Source organism: Nonomuraea marmarensis (assembly GCF_043197025.1).
In the GTDB taxonomy this organism is placed as follows: domain Bacteria; phylum Actinomycetota; class Actinomycetes; order Streptosporangiales; family Streptosporangiaceae; genus Nonomuraea; species Nonomuraea marmarensis.
Map to the genome: position 1 here is coordinate 1 of NZ_JBICRM010000007.1, position 17,811 is coordinate 17,811.

Here is a 17,811-nt window from a genome sequence, read left to right on the forward strand (position 1 = left end):
CTCCAGATGAGGAACACCTGCCGCTGACTTCAACCGGCTGACAACCACCCGGGACTGATCCAACGGCGCCCCACCCGCGCCGCCGGATACTGCCGCCTGCCCAGCTGAGGTCCTGTTTTCGGACTAGATGTTCGCCGATCTGTTCGCCGAGGACGGCCGCAGGTCGGTGCCGCCGATGATCGTGGCGGTGGTGATGGTGCTGCAACGCCTGGAGGGCTTGTCGGATCGCGAGGCGGTGGATCGATTCGCCTTCGATGTGCGGTGGAAGTACGCCGCCGGCGGGCTGGACTTCGATCATCCCGGGTTCGTGCACACCGTGCTGGTGGACATGCGTGCCCGGCTGGCCGCCTCCGACCGGCCGGACCGGATCTTCGAGCGGACGGTGGAGGTGGCCGCCCAGGCGGGCCTGGTCGGCCGCAGGCGGGTGCTGGACTCGGCGCCGATCTATGACGCGGTGGCCACGCAGGACACCGTCACGCTGATCCGCTCGGCGATCCGGAACCTGCTGCGCGCGGCCGAGCGGGAGGTGCGCACTGCGTTGCGGGCGGTGATCTCCAGCGGAGACGCCTACACCGATACCGGCAAGCCGGTCATCGACTGGGCCGACGCCGCCGAGCGGGAGGCGTTGATCGACTCACGGGCGCGCGATGGTCATGCGCTGCTGGCCGTGCTGGACGGGCGCACGCTGAGCGGGGAGGTCGATCAGGCCGCGCGGTTGCTGGCCACGGTGCTCGGCCAGGACCTGGGCCAGGACCTGGGCCAAGGCCAGGACGGCATGTTCCGGATCGCCCGCAAGGTGGCCAGGGACCGGGTCATCTCCACCGTGGACCCCGAGGCGCGGCACGGCCGCAAGACCGTGGCCCGCTCCTTCGACGGCTTTAAGGGGCACATCGCTGAGGACCCGGACAGTGAGATCATCACCGCGACCGTGGTGACGGCGGGGAACGTCGGTGATGCCGAACCCGCCGCCGGGCTGCTCGCTGACATTCTTCCCGAGCAGGCCGAGCAGGCCGGGCAGGCCGAGCAGGCCGAGCAGGCCGAGCAGGCCGAGCAGGCCGAGCAGGCCGAGCAGGCCGAGCAGGCCGAGGTCTACGGTGATGCCGCCTACGGCACCGGCCCGATGCTGGCCCAGCTCACCGAGGCGGGTATCGAGGCGATGGTCAAGACGCAGCCGGCCAGCTCGCAGGGCGGCCGGTTCTCCAAGGACGCCTTCACCGTCGATCTGCAGGCCGGGCAGGTCACCTGCCCGAACCAGATCACCACGCCGATCCGCCGGCACCGTGACGGCGGCGGGGTGGCCGCCTTCGGCGCGGCCTGCGCCACCTGTCCACTGGCCGAGCGGTGCACCACGGCCAAGGACGGCCGCGAGATCAAGATCAGCCCGCATGAGGAACACCTGGCCCAAGGCCGGGCCAACAGCGCCGACCCGGACTGGCTGGCCCGCTACCGCGCCACCCGGCCCAAGGTCGAACGCAAGATCGCCCACCTGATGCGGCGACGGCACGGCGGACGCCGGGCCCGCGTCCGCGGCACCACCAAGGTCGGCGCTGATTTCTCCCTCCTGGCCGCCGCCGTCAACCTCGCGCGCCTGGCCGTCCTCGGCGTCCAGTCCACCACCGGCGGCCGATGGGCTGCGGCAGGGACCTGACCAGGGATGACTCCTCGCCGGGTCACATCGAAGCCAGGACAGGAGCCCACCCAGCGGCCCTGTGGATAACTTCACAGGACCGCAAGACTGGTCGATCTCGCCGGAAACAGTGAGTTCAAGGACCACGCACAGGACTCCTGAACGCGGCGACCCGGAACCGCCGATTCAGGATGACCCGCTTAACACCGCCCACCTAGGCGATGTCCCGCCGCTCGGCGACGACGAAGGTCGCGGCGATCACGATCGCGACGTACACCGCGAAGATCCCCAGCCCCAGCACCGGTCCCGGCCCCTCGGGCAGGATGCCCGGACCCGCGCCGACCATCATGAACGGCAGGTAAGGGTCGATGTTGTCCGGGAGGACCACCGCCAGGATCCCCTCGCCGGCGAACGCCCATACCAGCAGGATGGACAGGGCTCCCGCGGTGCTCTTCACCAGCACCCCGACCGCGACCCCGAGCGCGGTGACCAGCGGCACGCTCCCCAGGAACGCCAGGATGGTGCCGGCTCCCCCGTTGGACAGCGGCGCGTAGGCGGTGCCGCTCGCGGTGATCAGTGATGCGCCGTACGCGATCAGCAGGCCGGCGATCGTGACGGCGAGGGAGATCGCGGCGAGTGTGACCATCTTGCCGGTGAGGACCCGCTTCCGCCAGGGGGCGATGGAAAGGGTGATCCGGAAGGTGCCGTTCCTGATCTCGCTCGTCGCGGAGAGCACCCCGAGGATCATCATCGAGAACATCACGAACTGCATCGGCGAGGCGACGGCCTGCGAGCCGGGCGCGCCCTGGACGAGATTCCCGTTGGGTCCGATGTTGGACCCCATGAGCAGCCCCACGGCCGCCACACCTGCGAGGGCGCAGACGAGCGTGATCCTGTTGCTCAGGAGCGTACGGAACTTGACCAGCTCCGCGGCGCAGACGTTGGCGAAACTCACCTAGCCCACCTCACCCTTGATGCTCGACCTGTCCTGCGTGGCCTGCGCGAAGGCGTGGTGCAGGCTGCGTTCCTCCCTCAGCTCGTAGAGCGCCACCATGGCGTCCCGTGCGATGGTCCCGACCTGCCCGGAGGCCAGCCCGGTGACCTGTATGCCACGAGCGCCACTCGCCTGCACCCGGCCGCCCGCCTGCACCAGCGCGGGCGCCAGCAGCTTCGGGTTCTCGCACACCACGGTGACCTTCTTCACCTGGAACCGCTGCATGAACGCCGACGCCGACCCGCTGCCCACGATCCTGCTCTGGGCGATGACCACGAGGTCGTCGACGAGATCCTCCATCTCCGCCAGGAGATGGCTGGACACGAACACCGTGCGGCCCTGGTCGCGGAACTGCCGCAGGAGGTCCTTCATCCACGAGATGCCGTCGGGATCCAGCCCGTTCATCGGCTCGTCCAGCACGACGATCTCCGGATTGCCGAGCAGCGCGATCGCCAGCGCCAGTCGCTGCCTCATCCCCAGCGAGAACCTGCCGACCCGCTGCGCCGCCACCTCCGTCAGGCCCACCCGTTCGAGCATCACCTCGCCCTGCTTGGGATCGACCCCGATCATCTTGGCGACATAGCGCAGGGTGTCGATCGCCCGGCGGCTGGGATGGGCGCACTGCGTGTCGAGGGCCGCCCCGATCTTGCGGGCCGGAACGGGCCATTCGTCGATGCGCTTCCCGTCGATGAGCGCCGACCCGCTGGTGGCGTGGTCAAGGCCGAGGAACAGCCGCAAGGTCGTCGACTTTCCCGCGCCGTTCGGCCCCAGGAAGCCGGTTATGGCGCCGGCCCGAACCGAGAAACTGGCGTTGCTCACCGCCAATACCGGCCCATATCTCTTGGTTAACCCTACTGCCTGCAGAACAGTCATTTATCGCGTCACTTCCGTGATCCCCATTTCATTCGTTATTCCTTTGTCACCTCGATGAATTGCGCCAGCAACCCGGGGACGGCTTCGTCGGCCACCATGAGACCGTCGCCGTAGTCGACGTCCCGCACGATGTAGGCGCCCAGCGTCCCCGCCGCCGTCGTCGCCGCGATGTTGGCCAAACCCGACCTGCGCTGCAGCGGCGAGCGGGTGATGGTCCAGCCGATGACGCCGGTGCGCCGCAGCGCCACGGTGCGGCGCAGCAGCGCGCCGGACCGGGTCACCAGGTAGGCCCCGAAGAGCGTGTGTCCGAGCGACCGGTACGAGTCGGCCGCGAGCAGGAAGGAGACCGGCGCCGCTACCGCGGCCGCCGCCACCATCGACCAGCCGATGGACCACCCCGCCGGCGCGGCGAGCACCGCCGCCGCGGTGACGGCCGCCCCGCTCGCCATGGCCGCGCGGAACAACCTGCGGCGCAGCGCGGCCCGGGGATGGGCACGCAGTCGCACGGGCAGCAGCGGGCTCTCCCCCTCCCCCAGCACCGACGCGGCCGTCACGTGTGCCACCTGGCGGGGCGCGGGGGGAAGCAGCGCACCGGAGCCGCCCCGCGGACCGTCCAGGGTCTGGCGTAGCCCGCTCGCGATCGCCTTGAGCCGAGCTCCCCTGCCCCAGCGCAGCATGAACGGCTCGACCAGCTCGGCACCGCGCAGCCGCCGCTCCTCCAGCGTGAAGGAACGCGTCGTGAGCAGCCCCCGGCTCACGCGAAGGGTGCCGCTTCGGGGCTCGCGCTCGAGGCGGAACCTCCACCACGACTCGGCGAACAGCAACACTGTGCCGATCGCCCCGGCGACCAGCATCATGAGGGCGAACACGGCGAACAGCCAGCCAGGTATCGAGTCCAGGAACTCGACGGCCCCCAGCACCGCCCCGCCGATGTCCACGGGGATGCCGAGTCTCTCGGCCAGGTTGTACGCCTGGGTCAGCGGGGCGAGGCCGATCACGAACACGAGCGGGCTCAGCGGCGCGTACCGCACCCACGCCGGATCGATACGGGCGATCTCCTCCGCTGTCCGCGCCACCGGGGCGGCGGCGGCCCCCTTCGGCGCGTCAACGGGCGTGGCCTGCGACCGGGGCAGGAGCTCCTCGCGGAGCATCGCCGCTTCGGCCGTAGAGACGGCATCGAGCTTGACCTGATCCCGGCGGTCGGTCCGCAGCGCCTGGCCGGTGCCCATCGTGACGATCGACAGGCCGAGGACCCGGTGCACCGGCCCCGACGTCACGTCCACGGTGCGGAGGCGGTCGCGGGGTACCGCGACGTGACGCCGCCAGAGCAGGCCGGAGCCGATCTCGACCTGCTCATCGGTCACCCGGTAGCGCGTGGTCCGCCAGCGGATCATCTCGCTGCAGGTGAGGTAGACGAACAGCAGGGCGGAGACGATCTGCAGCTTGTGATCTGCCCAGTTAACGCCGCCCGAGGCCAGCGCGGTCAGGGCGAGGATGCCCAGGGGCGGCAGCAGCCAGCGCAGGTTGACCAGGCACATGCGAGGGTCGAGCCGGCGCCAGCCGACGGACTCCACCGTCATGTCCTTCACCGTCACGTCGCGTCTCCGGGCGTCGCCTGGGTCACCCTGTTGAGCCGGTCCACCAGGTCCCTGGCGAACTCCTCGTCCAAGCCGTCGATTCTCAGCGGGCCCATCGCCGACGCGGTGGTCACGGTCACCGCCGACAACTTGAAGAGCTGGTAGAAGGGGCCCCGCACGGTGTCCACCGTCTGGATGCGCGACATCGGCGCCACCCGATACTGGTGCCACAACCAGCCGGAGCTCGTGTAGACGGCGTCGCCGGTCACCTCCCAGCGATGCACGCGGTAGCGCCACCGCGGCACCACGACCGCGTAGCAGGCGCCGGCCAGAGCCGTCAGGAACGCGAGGACCGCGAAAAGGGTGCCCGCTCCGTCGACGAATGCCGCCAGGCCCAGAAACACCAGTGCCACCAGCCCGTACGCCGCGGCGGACCGGGTGGTCCACATCGTGATCGCCCGGCGGTGCACGGCGTTCTGGGGTGGCCTCAGGCGTACCGCTCCGGCCTTCTGCGTCACGATCACGCTCCCTCCGTCTCGGTGACCTCGCGCCCGATCTCGTCCGACAGCCAGTCCGCCTCGATGTCGCCGACGACCATGCTCGGCAGGGGCATCCGCCCGTACGTGCCGACCGCCGCCGCCACGACCTCGTCGGCGGTGATCTGCCCGAGCCGGTCGTACAGCCGGGTGAGCAGGCCGGCTCCCTGGCCGAACGAGAACCCGACACGTACGAGATCGGCGATCTTCGAGGGTGAGTCCAGCCCCCACAACATCTCCAGCACGCAGTATTCCCTGGCCCGGTCGAGCTCGACGGGGTCCGGCGGTGTGGCCGTGAGCTCGGGCAGCCGGTCCAGGACCTCCGTGAACACGTCCGGCACCTGCTCCTTCGGCCGCATCACCTGGATGTAGGCCCGCGGGAAATCGGTGAAGACGTCCCGGCCGAGGAACGCCTCGTAGCCGCTGGCCCCCAGGCCGGTGGTGCCGGGGGCATCACGAATCGAGCGGTTGCGGTGATAGCGGCCGAGCACTCCGGTGGCGAGATAGCGGGCCACGTCGTCCGGGCCGTCAGGAGGCTCCGGCGCGCTGAAGGTCACCAGGATGTTCGACAGGTCCTCTCTGGGGACGAGCAGGATCCCGCCATCGGCGGCCGTGGCGGGCGTCGGCCGCGCCTGCCCCTGCCACCCGTCCAGAGCCCGCTCCAGCCGCGAGAGCAGCCAGGCGGGGTCGGCGTTCCCCACGGCGACGAGCGATCCGCCCTCGGGCACGATCACGGTCCGGTGGACGTCGGCGAGCCCGGCCGGGTCCGCCGGCGCGGGCCCGAGCAGGTACGCGCGCAGCGCGTCGTCGGCGATCCGCCTGGGCGTGCGGCCCCGGATCAGGGACCGGCCGAGCGACAGGGGCTCGGCCATGGCGGCCGGCGTGAGGACCTCCGACAGGACGGCGAGCCACGCGTCCAGCCCATCCGTGCCGGCGTATCCGGCGAAGTCGAGCCACTGGCCATCCGTCTTGACGGTCAGCTCGCCGCCCGCGCCGCGTTCGTGCAGGCCCACGCGGGCTCGCCGGCCCAGCACGTGCGCCAAGAGCTCCAGATGGTCCGGGCGCCGCCAGCCCGCGGGACCGGCGGGCAGGCGAAGGCGGAGCTCCACCACGGGCGCGCCGCCCGCGCGAATGGCGACGGCCCGCAGGCCGTTGCCGAACGTGACCTCCACGTGCTCGCCCAGCACGGGGCGGGGCTGGTCCTCCCGCGGCGGCACGGTCTTCGGCCCGGCCACCGGCTCCGGAATCCGGGCGGCCGCGCCGGGCTCGCGTTCGGCCCGCTCCGTGTGCCCGGGCTTCGGCCGCGTCCGCCTGCGGCCCGGCTCGATCGTCATGACCGCGCAGGCCGCGCCGTGCAGTCGCGTCGCCGCCTTGGCGACCTGCGCCGTGGTCACCTCGCCGAGCCGCCGCGGCAACTCGTCGAGCAGCTCGGCCCGGTCGAAGAGGGTCTCGAGGCGGCCGAGCGCGCGGCATCGCGTCTCGATGTCGTCGTGGTAGCGGTGATGCTCGGACACCAGCTCGTTGACGGCCGCGGACACCTCGCCGGTGATGTCGCCCTTGGACCACATGCCCCACTGCGTACGTACGGCTCCGACCATCTGCACGGCCGGGGTGGCCGGCGGCACGAGGACGGTCAGGAGCAGCGCGTCCGGGGCACGGGCGTCGAGCGGGCCGAAGAACCCGCAGCTCGTGCTGACCGCGGACGTCCCATCCGGGGTGATCTGCCTGGCCATCATGCGGGCCAGGACGGCGTGGGCGAGGTAGCCTCGCAGGTCGGCCGCCGGATCGGGCAGCCACTGCCCGATGGTGATCGCGGTGGCCGGGACTCCCGGCTCGGTGAAGGAGGCGGTCTGGTCCATGAAGAACCCGGGCTCGGCCAGGTCGGGTTGCGGGGCGGCCTCCCGGGCGGGGATGTCGCCGAAGTGGCGCTCCACGCGCGCCGCCACGTCGCCGGGATCGACGTCGCCGGCCACGGTGACCACCGCGTTGCCCGGCGTGTAGTACCGGGCGAAGAACTCGGCGCAGTCCTCCAGGGTCGCCTTCTTCAGCTGCTCGGGGTCCCCGTAGCCGTCATGCGCGTTGGCGAACGACGTGTAGAGCAGACCGGCCAGGTACGGCCACGGCATGCCGCCGTAGGGCCGTTCGACGATCATCTCGCGGATCTCGGCGGCGACGCCGGCCAGCTGTTCGGTCAGCGCCTTCTGGGTGAAGCTCGGGGCGCGCATCCGGTCGGCCTCGCTGAACAGCGCCTGCTCGAGCGCCGAGCGCGGCACCACCTGGTAGAACTCCGTGTAGTCCTGGTGCGTGCGCCCACTCGCCACGCCGGCGGTGTCACTCACGTGGTCGAAGAACGTGCCGTCGGGCAGGTTCTGGCTGCCGAGGAACATCAGGTGCTCGAACAGGTGGGCGAAGCCCTCCATGCCCGGAGGCTCGACGCGGAAGCCCACGCGGTAGTGGACCGCGACGGCGACCCGCGACGTGCCCGCGACCGGCGCCACCAGCAGCTTCAGCCCGTTCGGCAGCGTCCGCCTATGAATTCCGGGCATGCGGCGATCCTCCATCGAGATTGACCAGAAAATCAAGGAATCCCGCGTACCCGGCCAGCAGCGAGGCATCGAGCCCGACGTAAGCGGATATGTCGTGCAGGTGTAGGGCGATTCTCATGGCCACGAGCCTGTTCGCGTCCTCGCCCAGGTCCCGGCCGTACCCCTCGAACAGCGCGTTGAGCAGGCGTTGCCAATCCTGCGGGTTCCCCTCGTTCAGCCACCGCAGCTCCACGAGCTCCCCGGCGATCCAGGCGAGGTCGTGATACCACGGCGCGGCGCACAGGTCCTCGCCGATCAGCAGCTCACCGGTGCCCTTGTCCAGGTCCACGGCGAGCGAGCCCAGGCCAGGCGCGCCGTGGGAGAGCACGACGCCGGGATCCGCGTCCTGCTCGGCGCACCAGCCGCGGAGCCTGTCCCAGCATTTCGCCCCGAGCCGGTCGGCCAGCACGGCCCCGGCCGCGGCCGCCGTCGCGCTGCGCGAGCCGCCGGCCAGCCACTCCTCGAGCCGGCGCAGCGCGCGAGGCGGGCCGGAGACGTCGCCCGGCGCAACGGCGTGCACCTCGCGCAGCGCCCGGCCGAGGCCGCGCATCAGCCGTTCGACCTGCTCCCCCGGGCCGTCGCGGAGCAGGATCCGCGCCGCGGACTCCGCGCCGGCCACGCGGTAGGCGCGGAACTCGCCGTCCTGCTCACCCGGCGCCAGCCGTACGTCCGCGCCGTCCAGCAGCCCGGCGAGCTTGCCGTTCAGCGCGGGATCGACGGGCGCGAACGCGCTGTGCGAGAGCCGCCCCGGCCTGCGTCGCCAGACGAACCCTCCGGCGCCGGGCACCACCTCCATCAACAGGTGGCCGGTGCCGTCCTCCGCGGGGGCGTCCCGGCGGGTGTGCTCCTCCCATCGCGCGTCGACCGCCTCGATCGCCTGCGCCAGCGTCGACAGCCACGAGTCCGGCCGCCCGGTCGCGGTGCTGATCCCCGGACGCGGGGGGACGAGCACCACGTTCGGGCGGGCGCTCAGGGCGCTCCAGTGCGACTGGTAGGCGGCGCTCTCCACCCCTCCCGGCGGCAGGGCCGGCGCCAGGGCGACGAGCGCGCGCGTGCACTGAGCGGCCAGCAGCGCCGGAGTGCCGGCGAGGCCCAGGGCCAGCCGGCCCATGAAGTGGAGGGTCATCGGGTAGACGACGATGACCTCCGCCCACTCGGCCCAGTCGACGTGGCGGGCCCGCGCGGCACCGTCCTCCGGCCACTCGTCCACCATGACCTCGTCCGCCTCGGGCGCCAGGGCCGCGCGCGTGACGAACCGCTCCGCGCTGCGCGTCACGACCACCCTGACGCTCAGGCCCGGCCGGGACTCGCGGAGCAGGGTCAGCGCGAACGGCAGGTTGCGCGCCGCCAGGGAACCCGTGGCGACGAGCAGCAGCCGGGAGAAGCCGGTGCCCGGCCGAGGTACGCTCATGGCGCGGCTCCTCCACCGGCACCCAGGATGGTCTCGATCTCCGCCAGCGCCGTCTGAGGCCCGTAGGAACCGGCCACCCCGGTCAGGTTGATCACCACCTCGTCCACGCCCGCGGCGTGGAACTCGCCCATCTGCCGGCCGAGCTCCTCCGGGGTCCCGGTCAGGAACGCCCCGCCGCTGATCAGCCGCTTCACCGTCTCGACCGGCTGCTGCGGGTCGATGTCGATGCCGGCCCTGTCCAGCATGTCGACGTAATGGGGCAGCATGAGGTGCCCGGCGTTGGACTGCAGGACGATACGGGTCGGATCCCGGTCGGGGTGGGCCACGAACATCGGCACCATCGCCACCAGCCGGGGCAGGGGACGCCCCGCCTGCTTCGCGCCCTCTTCCATCGCGGGGACGATCACGTCGCGCACGTAGGAGGCGGGCGTGAGCCAGGTGATCGCCACATCGGCGATCTCACCGGCCAGGCGGGCCATCCCCGGCCTCAGCACGCCGACGCCGATCTCCACCGGAGGGGTCGGCAGGGGCGGCAGCACGTCGTGGGCGGTGAAGTGGTCTCCGTCCAGGTCCACCTCCTCGCCGTCCAGGAGGCCGCGCATCGCGGTGACGTACTCCCTGACCGCCTTCAGCTGGCTGCCGTACGCGCCGCCGGCGATGTTGCGCTGGAAGTCGATCCCGCCCGGGCCGATGCCGGCGACGAACGGGTGGCCGGAGGCCACGGCCACGGAGCGGGCGTGCACGGCCGCGTCATGCGGGTGCCGGAGCGGCATGAGCGAGACGCCCGTGCCCATCGGGACCCTGAAGCCGGCGGCCGCGGCGAACACGAAGCTGTGGTGCGCGTCGAGCGACACGGCCTGGCCCTGCCACAGGCGGAGCGCGCCCGTCCACTGCACCAGGGCGGCGAAGGACAGGATCTGCTCGTGCCGTACGGGCATCATCGGCAACAAGACAGAGAGGCTGGGCATCATCACTCCTGTTCAGGAAGCCGAAACGGAATCGACGGGGCGCAACATCTGGCCGCGTACGAGCTCGGCGTAAGGCTCGCTCTCGCTCATCAGCCGCTCGTGCGTCCCCTGCGCCAGCACCTTCCCCCGGTCCAGGAGGATGACGTGGCGAGCGTGCTGGACGGTGGACAGCCGGTGCGCGACCACCAGGACCGCCCGGTCCTCGGCAAGGCGGTCGACGACCTCGCGGAGCCGGCCCTCGTTGAGGCTGTCGAGCTGGGACGACGGCTCGTCGAGCAGGACCAGCCGGGCGTCGCTGAGCAGCACACCGGCCAGGGCGAGGCGCTGCCGCTGCCCGCCCGACAGGTCGCTTTCGCCGCCGATGGGCGTGTCCAGCCCCTGGGGCAGGGCGGAGATCTCCTCGCGCAGGCCGACCTGCTCCAGCGCGTCGAGCAGGACCTCGTCCGGCACGGTCTGGTCGAGCCCGAGCAGGAGGTTGTTGCGCACCGTGTCGCGCAGCAGCGTGAAGGACTGGTCGACGTAGGCGATGCGGCCGCGCAGCTCGGACAGCGGCCAGTCGGGCAGCTCGCGCCCGAAGACCGAGATCTTCCCGGAGTCGAGCTCCATGAACCGCTCGATCAGGCCGAGCACGGTGGTCTTGCCGGCCCCCGACCTGCCGACCATCGCGGTCAGGCCATTCGGCGGCACGATGAAGCCGACCTCATCGAGCACCGGCCGGCCCGCCTCGTAGGCGAAGCCGACCCCGTGCAGCACGACCGCGGGGGATCCGGGCGCCACCGCCACCGGTTCGCCCTCCGTACGGTCGTCCACCTGCTCGTACGGAAGCGAGAAGACGGATTCGAAACGCTGCTTGGCCACGAGACCGGCCTGGATGGCGCCGGTCGCCTGGATGGCCATGACCAGCGGAGCGGCCAGCTGCAGCAGCAGGAGCAGGAACGAGACGAGGTTCGGCAGCGAGAGCTCACCGGAGACGTAGCGAACGCCGCCACCCATGATCACGATGACCAGGGCGACCTGCTGGGCCAGGGTCATCACCGGCACGACCATGGCCTCGAGCCGGGCGGCGGCGATCTCGAGCCCGCCCAGGTTCTCCGCCCGCGCGGAGAAGCTCCGCACCAGCCTGCTCTCGGCACGGTGGGCCTTGACGACGGTGAGCGCCTCCAGCGTCGCGACGAAGTCGTCGGACAGCTTGCCGACCCCCGTCTGCAGCGCCTCGAACTTCGTGCGGATCGCCCTGATGACGAAGACGACTCCGATGATCGCGACCAAGAACGATCCGACCGTCATCAGCAGCAGGACCCAGTCCAGCAGTCCCATGATGACGAGCGTCGCGACCACCTGCAGCGCGGCCATGGGCAGTTGCAGCGGCCCGACCTCGGTCAGGCCTCTCACCTGGGAGGAGTCCGAGGTGAGCCGGGCGGCCAGGTCCCCTGTCCCCTCGCGCCTTGCGATCTTCAGCGGCAGTCCCAGCGCGTGCCTCAAGGTACGCACGCGCAGCTTGGTGACGAGCTCGATGCCGAGCTTGGACAGCAGGTAGCCGGACAGGGTTCCGGTGACCGCCGCGGCCAGTCCCACGGCGACCATCCAGAGCGCGGCCGAAGTCACCGCGCCGCCGCCCTTCTCGAGCTCAGCGACGAAGGCCCCGCCGATCAGCGGCAGGGCGAGCGTGGTCATGGTCGACAGCAGGGCGAGCAGCACGATCACGGCCACCTGGTTCGCCTTGCCGGCCGTCATCTCGCGCGAGAGCGCGAGCTTCTGCGTGGGGGACTGCTCTTCCACTTCTCACCTGTCCAAGAGAGTGCGTGTCAATGAGCGCGGAACTCCAGGAGCGTCCGCCTCCTCGTCGTCGGGCCCTCCCACGAGAGCTCGAGGCCCGCCGCCGCGCCGAGCCGCTTGAGCTGCTTGAGCGTGCGCACCGGCACCGGCACCGTGCCGGTCAGGAGAAGGTTCATCCGCGCGGCGTCCGCGTCGTCGTCGTAGATGAGGTTCATGTCGGCCACGAGCACCCGGCCGTCCGCCCCCGCCGCCTCCCCGCAACGGCGCAGGATCTTGACGGCGTCGTCGTCCGGCCAGTCGCACAGGATCGCCGACAGGAGGTAGACGTCGAACCCCGGCGGGATCGGATCGAGGAAGCTGCCCTCGATCGTCTCGCACCGGTCGCCCAGGCCGCACCGCTCGACGCGCTTCGCCGCGGCCCGCGCCATCCCGGGCAGGTCGAGCACGGCGCCGTGCAGGTGGGCGTGGGCGCGGGCGAGCTCGATGAGCACCGTCCCGTTGCCGCCCCCGACGTCCATCACCCGGCGCACGCTCGGCCAGTCGTAGCTGTGCACGATCAGCTCGCCGTCTCCGGCCAGGCCGCTCGCGACCTCCTCCGCCAGCACGTTGGCGTCGTCGGGTACGTCGCTCACGTCCTGCCAGAAGTCCCTGCCGAAGGCCGCCTTGTACCCGGCCTCGCCCGTGCGCACGGTGTGCGGCAGCCCCACCAGGCCCAGCTCGGCCAGGCCCAGCAGCCCGTCCATGCTCAGCCGCCGTCGTACGCTGCCGGGCGCGCCGTCCAGCAGCGGGGCGCCGAGCTCGGTCACCTCGTAGCCGTGTGCCTCGCTCCACCGGAAGATTCCGCGGGAGACGAGGTAACGCAGCAGCTTCTTCAGCGTCGCGGGATGGGCGCCTGCCTTCTCGGCGAGGCCCGCCCCCGTCGTCACCCCCGCGGCCATGTGGTCCGCCAGGCAGAGCGTGGCCGCGACCCGGATGGCGAGCGGCGTGAGCAGGTCCGCCATCGCGGCCAGGTCGTCGGCGTTCGAATCTCGCATGCATTTCCTTGACATGACGGGGTGTGGGCAGGCGCCCTGCATATATCGCCTGCCCACTCTTTCCTCCGGTTTTTCAGCAGCCGAAGATGAAGGTTCTGTCCCAGGCCTTGCGCGCGATCCCGCTAATCACGTAACTGGTGGCGACGCCGCCGAGTATGAGAATCGTCACGGGCGTGGCGGCGGGAGCCTCGGATTCGGCCGGCAAACTGAACTCCGCGGCATCCGCGTAAGCGTCATAGCCCGCCGTGAGTTCCATAATCGCCGCCGTCTTCGACGGCCGCACGACATCGTGCATTTTTCCCTCCCTTCGTTTTCATCGAGGGTGAACACGTGGCGCTCCTAACGGTTCAGGAACCAGCCGGAAACGGCGCCGGAGGCGGCCGAGGCCCAGATCGCGCACTTGGCGGAGCTCACCCGCACGCCGTAGCTGATGGCCCAGATCGTGAACCACAGCTCCGGGGCGTCGGAAATCGCGGAGACCTGCAACTCGCCCGGCTCGGCGTACGAGTCGTAGCCCGCGACCAACTCCATGATGGCCGTGCTCTTCGTCATGCTGTTCACCTCCTTCCCAGGTGAGTGTCCGAATCCGGTATCGGGGGGCGCGTGCGGACGCCCTCCGTCATCGCCTGCGGCGATGTCCCATTCCGTGCGAGGTCGCACGGGTCGATGTTGGCTTCGGCGAACCGTGCGGCGAGCACCGCGGACGCCGGGGCCTGGCCGGCGGCCGCCTCCACGAGCGCCTGCCCGAGCACACCGGCGCGGTGCTGGCCGAAGCTCATGCCTCTCATGACCAGCCTGCGGTCGTCGGGTTCCCACGCGGTCGCCACTCCGGGGCCCAGGGCGTGCGCGAACGCGGACGTCTCCGTCCCCATGCCGGGCACGCCTTCCACCAGGGCGGCGAGATCGGCCGCGAGGCCGCGGGAGCGGGCGCCGAGATAGACCACGAGCCCGTCGCGCCGCGGGTAGAGCAGCTGGGAGGACAGCACCTTCGCGCGGTACTCCGCCTGCTGCTCCTCCAGATGGGACAGGACCAGGTGCCAGACGGCCGGGGCCTGCTCCGGGTCCGCAAGATGGAGGTACACGCGCAGGATGTCGCCCCGCATGTCGCTCGGCGCCGAGCCGTACACGAAGAAGAAGCCCGGTGAGAGCGCCGGCCTCAGCGGGGACAGCGCGACGTTCACCCGCTGCCCCGGCGTGAACGGCGGCTCGGTCAGGATCCTGCCGCGTGGCACCCAGACTCGCGGGCCTCCGCACACGACGAGAATCTCCGTGCCCTCCCCCGCCTCGGCGATCACCGCCTCCGACACCGTCGTCTCGTGGGGGACGCGCTCCGCGAGGGCCTGCTCGAACTCCCTGTCCCGCAGGTGGAACGGCAGCGCCCCGCCCTCTTCCGAACGCCGCCCGGTGTGCAGGACCTCGTAGAGCGCCTGGGAGAGTTTCACCGCGAGTTCGGCAGCGCTGCCGGCCTCGACCGTGACGCCGGCGACGGTCGCGCGGAGCCGGTCGATGTCGACGGTCACCGCGTCCAGCACCGGGGCGATCCCGCCCGGCACCGCCAGGTCGGCGACGCTCATTCATCCTCCAAACCCAGGGCGATGGTGAAGCGGGCGGGCCGGAGCAGCGCGGTACGGCCGATGCCGGCGGCGGCGCGCTGGATGCCGGAGAGCTTGCCCGAGCGCGCCCCCGAGGCCAGCAGGCGGTCCATCATGTGCCAGCCGGCGAACGCCGTGGCGCGCACCGCGAACTCGTCGTCGAGCCTCGTCCTGACGGCCCGGTAGCCCTGCCAGAAGCCGTGGATGCGCGGCCGGAGCCGCTCGATCTTCTCCGCGCCACGCTGGAGGACCATCTCGTGCGTGAACTCGGCCGCCTCGAAGACCACCTCGTCGCCGCGCGCGCTCACGATGTCCAGGATGGAGCGGAAGAGCCATTCGCCGGCGAACGCGCCGACGTCGCGGGCGGGATCTCCGAGGCGGAAGTCCTCCCAGTCGGTGATCTGGAATCCGCCGTCCTCCGGCAGCAGGAGCTGGTCGACCCGGAAGTCGCCGTGGACCGGGACCTTGGGCGCCCGGCTCTCCCCCTCGCACAGCGCGAGGATGCCGCGCATGAGCTCGGAGTCGCCGTGCAGGATGCTCCAGCTCTCCAGCTCGCCGTAGCTCAGGTGCTGCCACATCTCCAGCGGTAACCCGCGCAGGAGCCGCAGGTCCGGCAGCGGGAAGGGGCCGTCGTCCAGCCCCTCACCGGCCTGCGGCCCGGCATTGTGCAGGTGGCCGATCGCCTCGCCCACCTGCCTGGCGAGCTCGTCGCCGAACGATTCCTCGATCATGGCTTCGGCGCCGTTCCTGGCCTCGTCCATGAAGTCGAAGGCCACGAGCCCGGCGTCTTCGTCGGCGCCCAGGAAGCCGGGGGTCCGGACCTGGTCCGCGAGCAGTGGCCGGGCCGCCTTGAACCGCTCGAAGGTGAGAATGCGCCGCAGTCGCGGCGTCGCGTCGTCCCCTCCGATGAGACGTTTGACGAAGACCTTCCTGCCGCTGCCGGTCCGGCCCGCCCACACTTCGTTGCGACCGATGGGCGCCACCAGCGTCTCCCGATCGAAGCGGCCGTAGCCGAGCCGGCCGAGAAACGCCTCGACGCCGGGCACCCGATCCAGGTCGATCGGTGCCATCCACCCTTTGGCTGTATCCTTCTCCCCGTCCTGCAGCGCCGTCATCGTTCCCCCGTCTATCGGCGATCGTGGCGCGGAGCTGCTCGAACGGAGCAGCTCAAGGTGCTGCGGGCCAAGCTAACAACCGCCACTTCCTCCCGGCTTCCTCGAAGCTTCCAGGGCCACTCGACAGCGCCACATGACAGATGTCACATCCCGCTGATGACATCAGCGTCTACGCGGGTCGCCGGGCCGGAGTGACACTCCCGGTATGTCCACTGAACAGCTGACGTTCGCGGAAGAGCTCATCCTGCTCGCCCATCGGGAGACCGACGGCAAGCAGCTGATCCCCAACAATGTGCTGAACATCAGCCTCACGGCCGCCGAGCTGGCCGAGCTGGCCGCGCTCTCGAAGGTGGAGTTGCGGGGCACGGAGCTGGCGGTGGTGGACAGGCAGCCGGTCGGCGACGCCGAGCTGGACGCCGTGCTCGCCCGGATGGTCAAGGTGGGCAAGGCGCTGTCGCCCAGCCGGTGGCTGATCGTGATCAATCCCGTCCGCAAGCGCCGGCATTACCTGCGGCGACTGTCGGAACGAGGCACGTTCAAGGCCCACAAGTCCCGGGTCCTGGGGCTGATCCCGGTCGAGCGGTACGGCTACGACGATCCCGCGCCGGTGCGCGAGGTCACGGAGCGGCTCGGCCAGGTGATACGCGGCCAGAAGCCAGACGCCCGCACTGTCACCCTGCTCGCCCTGGCCCACCGCGGCGGCCTGCTCGGACGCCTGTTCGCCACCGGCGACGACAAGCGGATCGAGGAGCTCATCCGGGACGACTGGGCCGGGCAGGCCGTCAAGGCCTACATGGACAAAACGACGACGAAGCCCGATGACTCCGGTGACAGCGTGACCATACTGGCCTCGGGCGGGTCATAGTATCTGTCCAGTACGGCTGGCGCCGGATTCCTGCATAGTCCGGCGCCAGCCGTACGCATACCCTCCGCCTCGTCGGCGACGGTGCCACGCTGGCCAGGATCGCGTGCGCGGCCACCTGTGGAGCGCGATGCCCGAACTCGACGCCGCCGGCAGCCCTCGGGCGGGCGGTCAGCTGGCGAAGTACCGCTTGGCGCCGTCGGTCAGGAGCAGGCCGACGAGCAGCACGGACAGCAGCAGGGAGATCCCGTTGGACACGTAGTCGGTGGTCAGTACGGCGGCGACGACGCCGACGGCGGCGGAGACGACGAAGAGCCAGATAATCGCGGTACGCGTGCCGGCCTGCCGGCGGGGGATCCTGATCACCAGGATCAGCTGCGCCACCACCAGGGCGGCCGAGATCAGCATCAGCACCCACATCACCCCCATCGGGGGCAGCGCCGCGGAGGCGGCGTCGATCTCCGGGTCGCCCGAAAGAGCGCTGACGGCGACGAGGCTCAGCGCCCCGATCGCCAGCAGGATGATGCCGAGCACCACACTGATCCACATGAAAATCTGGACGGCTCGGACAGTCCCTGGCATACCCGGGATTAACTCGTTGTTGTGAGCCATTAACCTTTCCTCTCTGAGATGGACGAAAGCGTAAGGGAGCCACCGAGGCACTCTCCAGGGGCCAAATGTCTCAGAACAATTGCGAAGTAGCCCCGCGATGAATTCTGCACTCCCCGCAAAGGGGGCTACACAAACCAAATCTCGACACGACGGTTAAGAATACGGACAAAACGGACATTTATCCCTTTAGTACCAAAATCCACTAATCTTCTTTCAGTCTTGACAAGTGCGCATGTGCGTTGTTATTCG

General features: G+C 70.6%; 16 protein-coding genes. 2 read left to right on the plus strand and 14 right to left on the minus strand.

The window, feature by feature from the left end; all coding sequences use genetic code 11:
• The first annotated feature begins 127 nt into the window (after window positions 1-127).
• On the plus strand, window positions 128-1,648 hold the full coding sequence (locus tag ACFLIM_RS12995; RefSeq protein ID WP_393164854.1) for a transposase: 1,521 nt from the start codon (window positions 128-130) through the stop codon (window positions 1,646-1,648).
• Between the two features lie 193 nt (window positions 1,649-1,841).
• On the opposite strand, the gene ACFLIM_RS13000 is transcribed toward ACFLIM_RS12995, so the two are convergent.
• The 13 genes from ACFLIM_RS13000 to lxmK form a co-directional block, all read right to left on the minus strand.
• Window positions 1,842-2,582 (minus strand): hypothetical protein, encoded by a 741-nt coding sequence (locus ACFLIM_RS13000; RefSeq protein ID WP_393164856.1) that lies wholly within the window; start codon window positions 2,580-2,582, stop codon window positions 1,842-1,844.
• Window positions 2,583-3,440: an ABC transporter ATP-binding protein gene (locus ACFLIM_RS13005; protein ID WP_393164858.1), complete on the minus strand. Its 858-nt coding sequence runs from the start codon at window positions 3,438-3,440 to the stop codon at window positions 2,583-2,585. It lies immediately after the preceding gene.
• Between the two features lie 89 nt (window positions 3,441-3,529).
• The gene (locus tag ACFLIM_RS13010) at window positions 3,530-5,089 is read right to left on the minus strand and encodes a PH domain-containing protein (protein ID WP_393164860.1); all 1,560 of its coding nucleotides are present in this window, start codon (window positions 5,087-5,089) and stop codon (window positions 3,530-3,532) included.
• Window positions 5,086-5,592 carry a PH domain-containing protein gene (locus ACFLIM_RS13015; protein ID WP_393165500.1) on the minus strand — a complete coding sequence of 169 codons (507 nt, stop codon included), beginning with the start codon at window positions 5,590-5,592 and terminating at the stop codon, window positions 5,086-5,088. Before ACFLIM_RS13015 ends, ACFLIM_RS13010 begins: the two co-directional genes overlap by 4 nt.
• Window positions 5,592-8,153 carry a M16 family metallopeptidase gene (locus tag ACFLIM_RS13020; RefSeq protein WP_393164862.1) on the minus strand — a complete coding sequence of 854 codons (2,562 nt, stop codon included), beginning with the start codon at window positions 8,151-8,153 and terminating at the stop codon, window positions 5,592-5,594. The genes ACFLIM_RS13015 and ACFLIM_RS13020 overlap by 1 nt, the downstream gene beginning before the upstream one ends.
• Entirely contained in the window at window positions 8,137-9,603 is a 1,467-nt protein-coding gene (locus tag ACFLIM_RS13025; protein ID WP_393164864.1) for a flavoprotein, read from the minus strand. Before ACFLIM_RS13025 ends, ACFLIM_RS13020 begins: the two co-directional genes overlap by 17 nt.
• On the minus strand, window positions 9,600-10,544 hold the full coding sequence (locus ACFLIM_RS13030) for an LLM class flavin-dependent oxidoreductase (protein WP_393165502.1): 945 nt from the start codon (window positions 10,542-10,544) through the stop codon (window positions 9,600-9,602). The genes ACFLIM_RS13025 and ACFLIM_RS13030 overlap by 4 nt, the downstream gene beginning before the upstream one ends.
• A 39-nt stretch (window positions 10,545-10,583) precedes the next feature.
• The gene (locus ACFLIM_RS13035; RefSeq protein ID WP_393164866.1) at window positions 10,584-12,350 is read right to left on the minus strand and encodes an ABC transporter ATP-binding protein; all 1,767 of its coding nucleotides are present in this window, start codon (window positions 12,348-12,350) and stop codon (window positions 10,584-10,586) included.
• Between the two features lie 26 nt (window positions 12,351-12,376).
• A complete protein-coding gene (locus ACFLIM_RS13040) occupies window positions 12,377-13,381 on the minus strand; it encodes a methyltransferase (RefSeq protein WP_393164868.1) in 1,005 nt (334 codons plus the stop codon).
• A gap of 73 nt (window positions 13,382-13,454) precedes the next feature.
• Window positions 13,455-13,676: an LxmA leader domain family RiPP gene (locus ACFLIM_RS13045; RefSeq protein ID WP_393164870.1), complete on the minus strand. Its 222-nt coding sequence runs from the start codon at window positions 13,674-13,676 to the stop codon at window positions 13,455-13,457.
• A gap of 44 nt (window positions 13,677-13,720) precedes the next feature.
• The gene (locus tag ACFLIM_RS13050) at window positions 13,721-13,933 is read right to left on the minus strand and encodes an LxmA leader domain family RiPP (protein WP_393164872.1); all 213 of its coding nucleotides are present in this window, start codon (window positions 13,931-13,933) and stop codon (window positions 13,721-13,723) included.
• Window positions 13,934-13,938: 5 nt separating this feature from the next.
• A complete protein-coding gene (locus tag ACFLIM_RS13055) occupies window positions 13,939-14,955 on the minus strand; it encodes a T3SS effector HopA1 family protein (RefSeq protein ID WP_393164874.1) in 1,017 nt (338 codons plus the stop codon).
• The gene (gene lxmK / locus ACFLIM_RS13060) at window positions 14,952-16,043 is read right to left on the minus strand and encodes a class V lanthionine synthetase subunit LxmK (protein ID WP_393164876.1); all 1,092 of its coding nucleotides are present in this window, start codon (window positions 16,041-16,043) and stop codon (window positions 14,952-14,954) included. Before lxmK ends, ACFLIM_RS13055 begins: the two co-directional genes overlap by 4 nt.
• A 250-nt stretch (window positions 16,044-16,293) precedes the next feature.
• Here lxmK and ACFLIM_RS13065 point away from each other — a divergent pair, with 250 nt between their 5' ends.
• Entirely contained in the window at window positions 16,294-16,953 is a 660-nt protein-coding gene (locus ACFLIM_RS13065) for a GOLPH3/VPS74 family protein (RefSeq protein ID WP_393164878.1), read from the plus strand.
• A 168-nt stretch (window positions 16,954-17,121) separates the two neighbouring features.
• Here the strand turns inward: ACFLIM_RS13065 and ACFLIM_RS13070 are convergent, their stop codons facing one another.
• The gene (locus tag ACFLIM_RS13070; protein WP_393164880.1) at window positions 17,122-17,499 is read right to left on the minus strand and encodes a hypothetical protein; all 378 of its coding nucleotides are present in this window, start codon (window positions 17,497-17,499) and stop codon (window positions 17,122-17,124) included.
• Window positions 17,500-17,811: the final 312 nt, after the last annotated feature.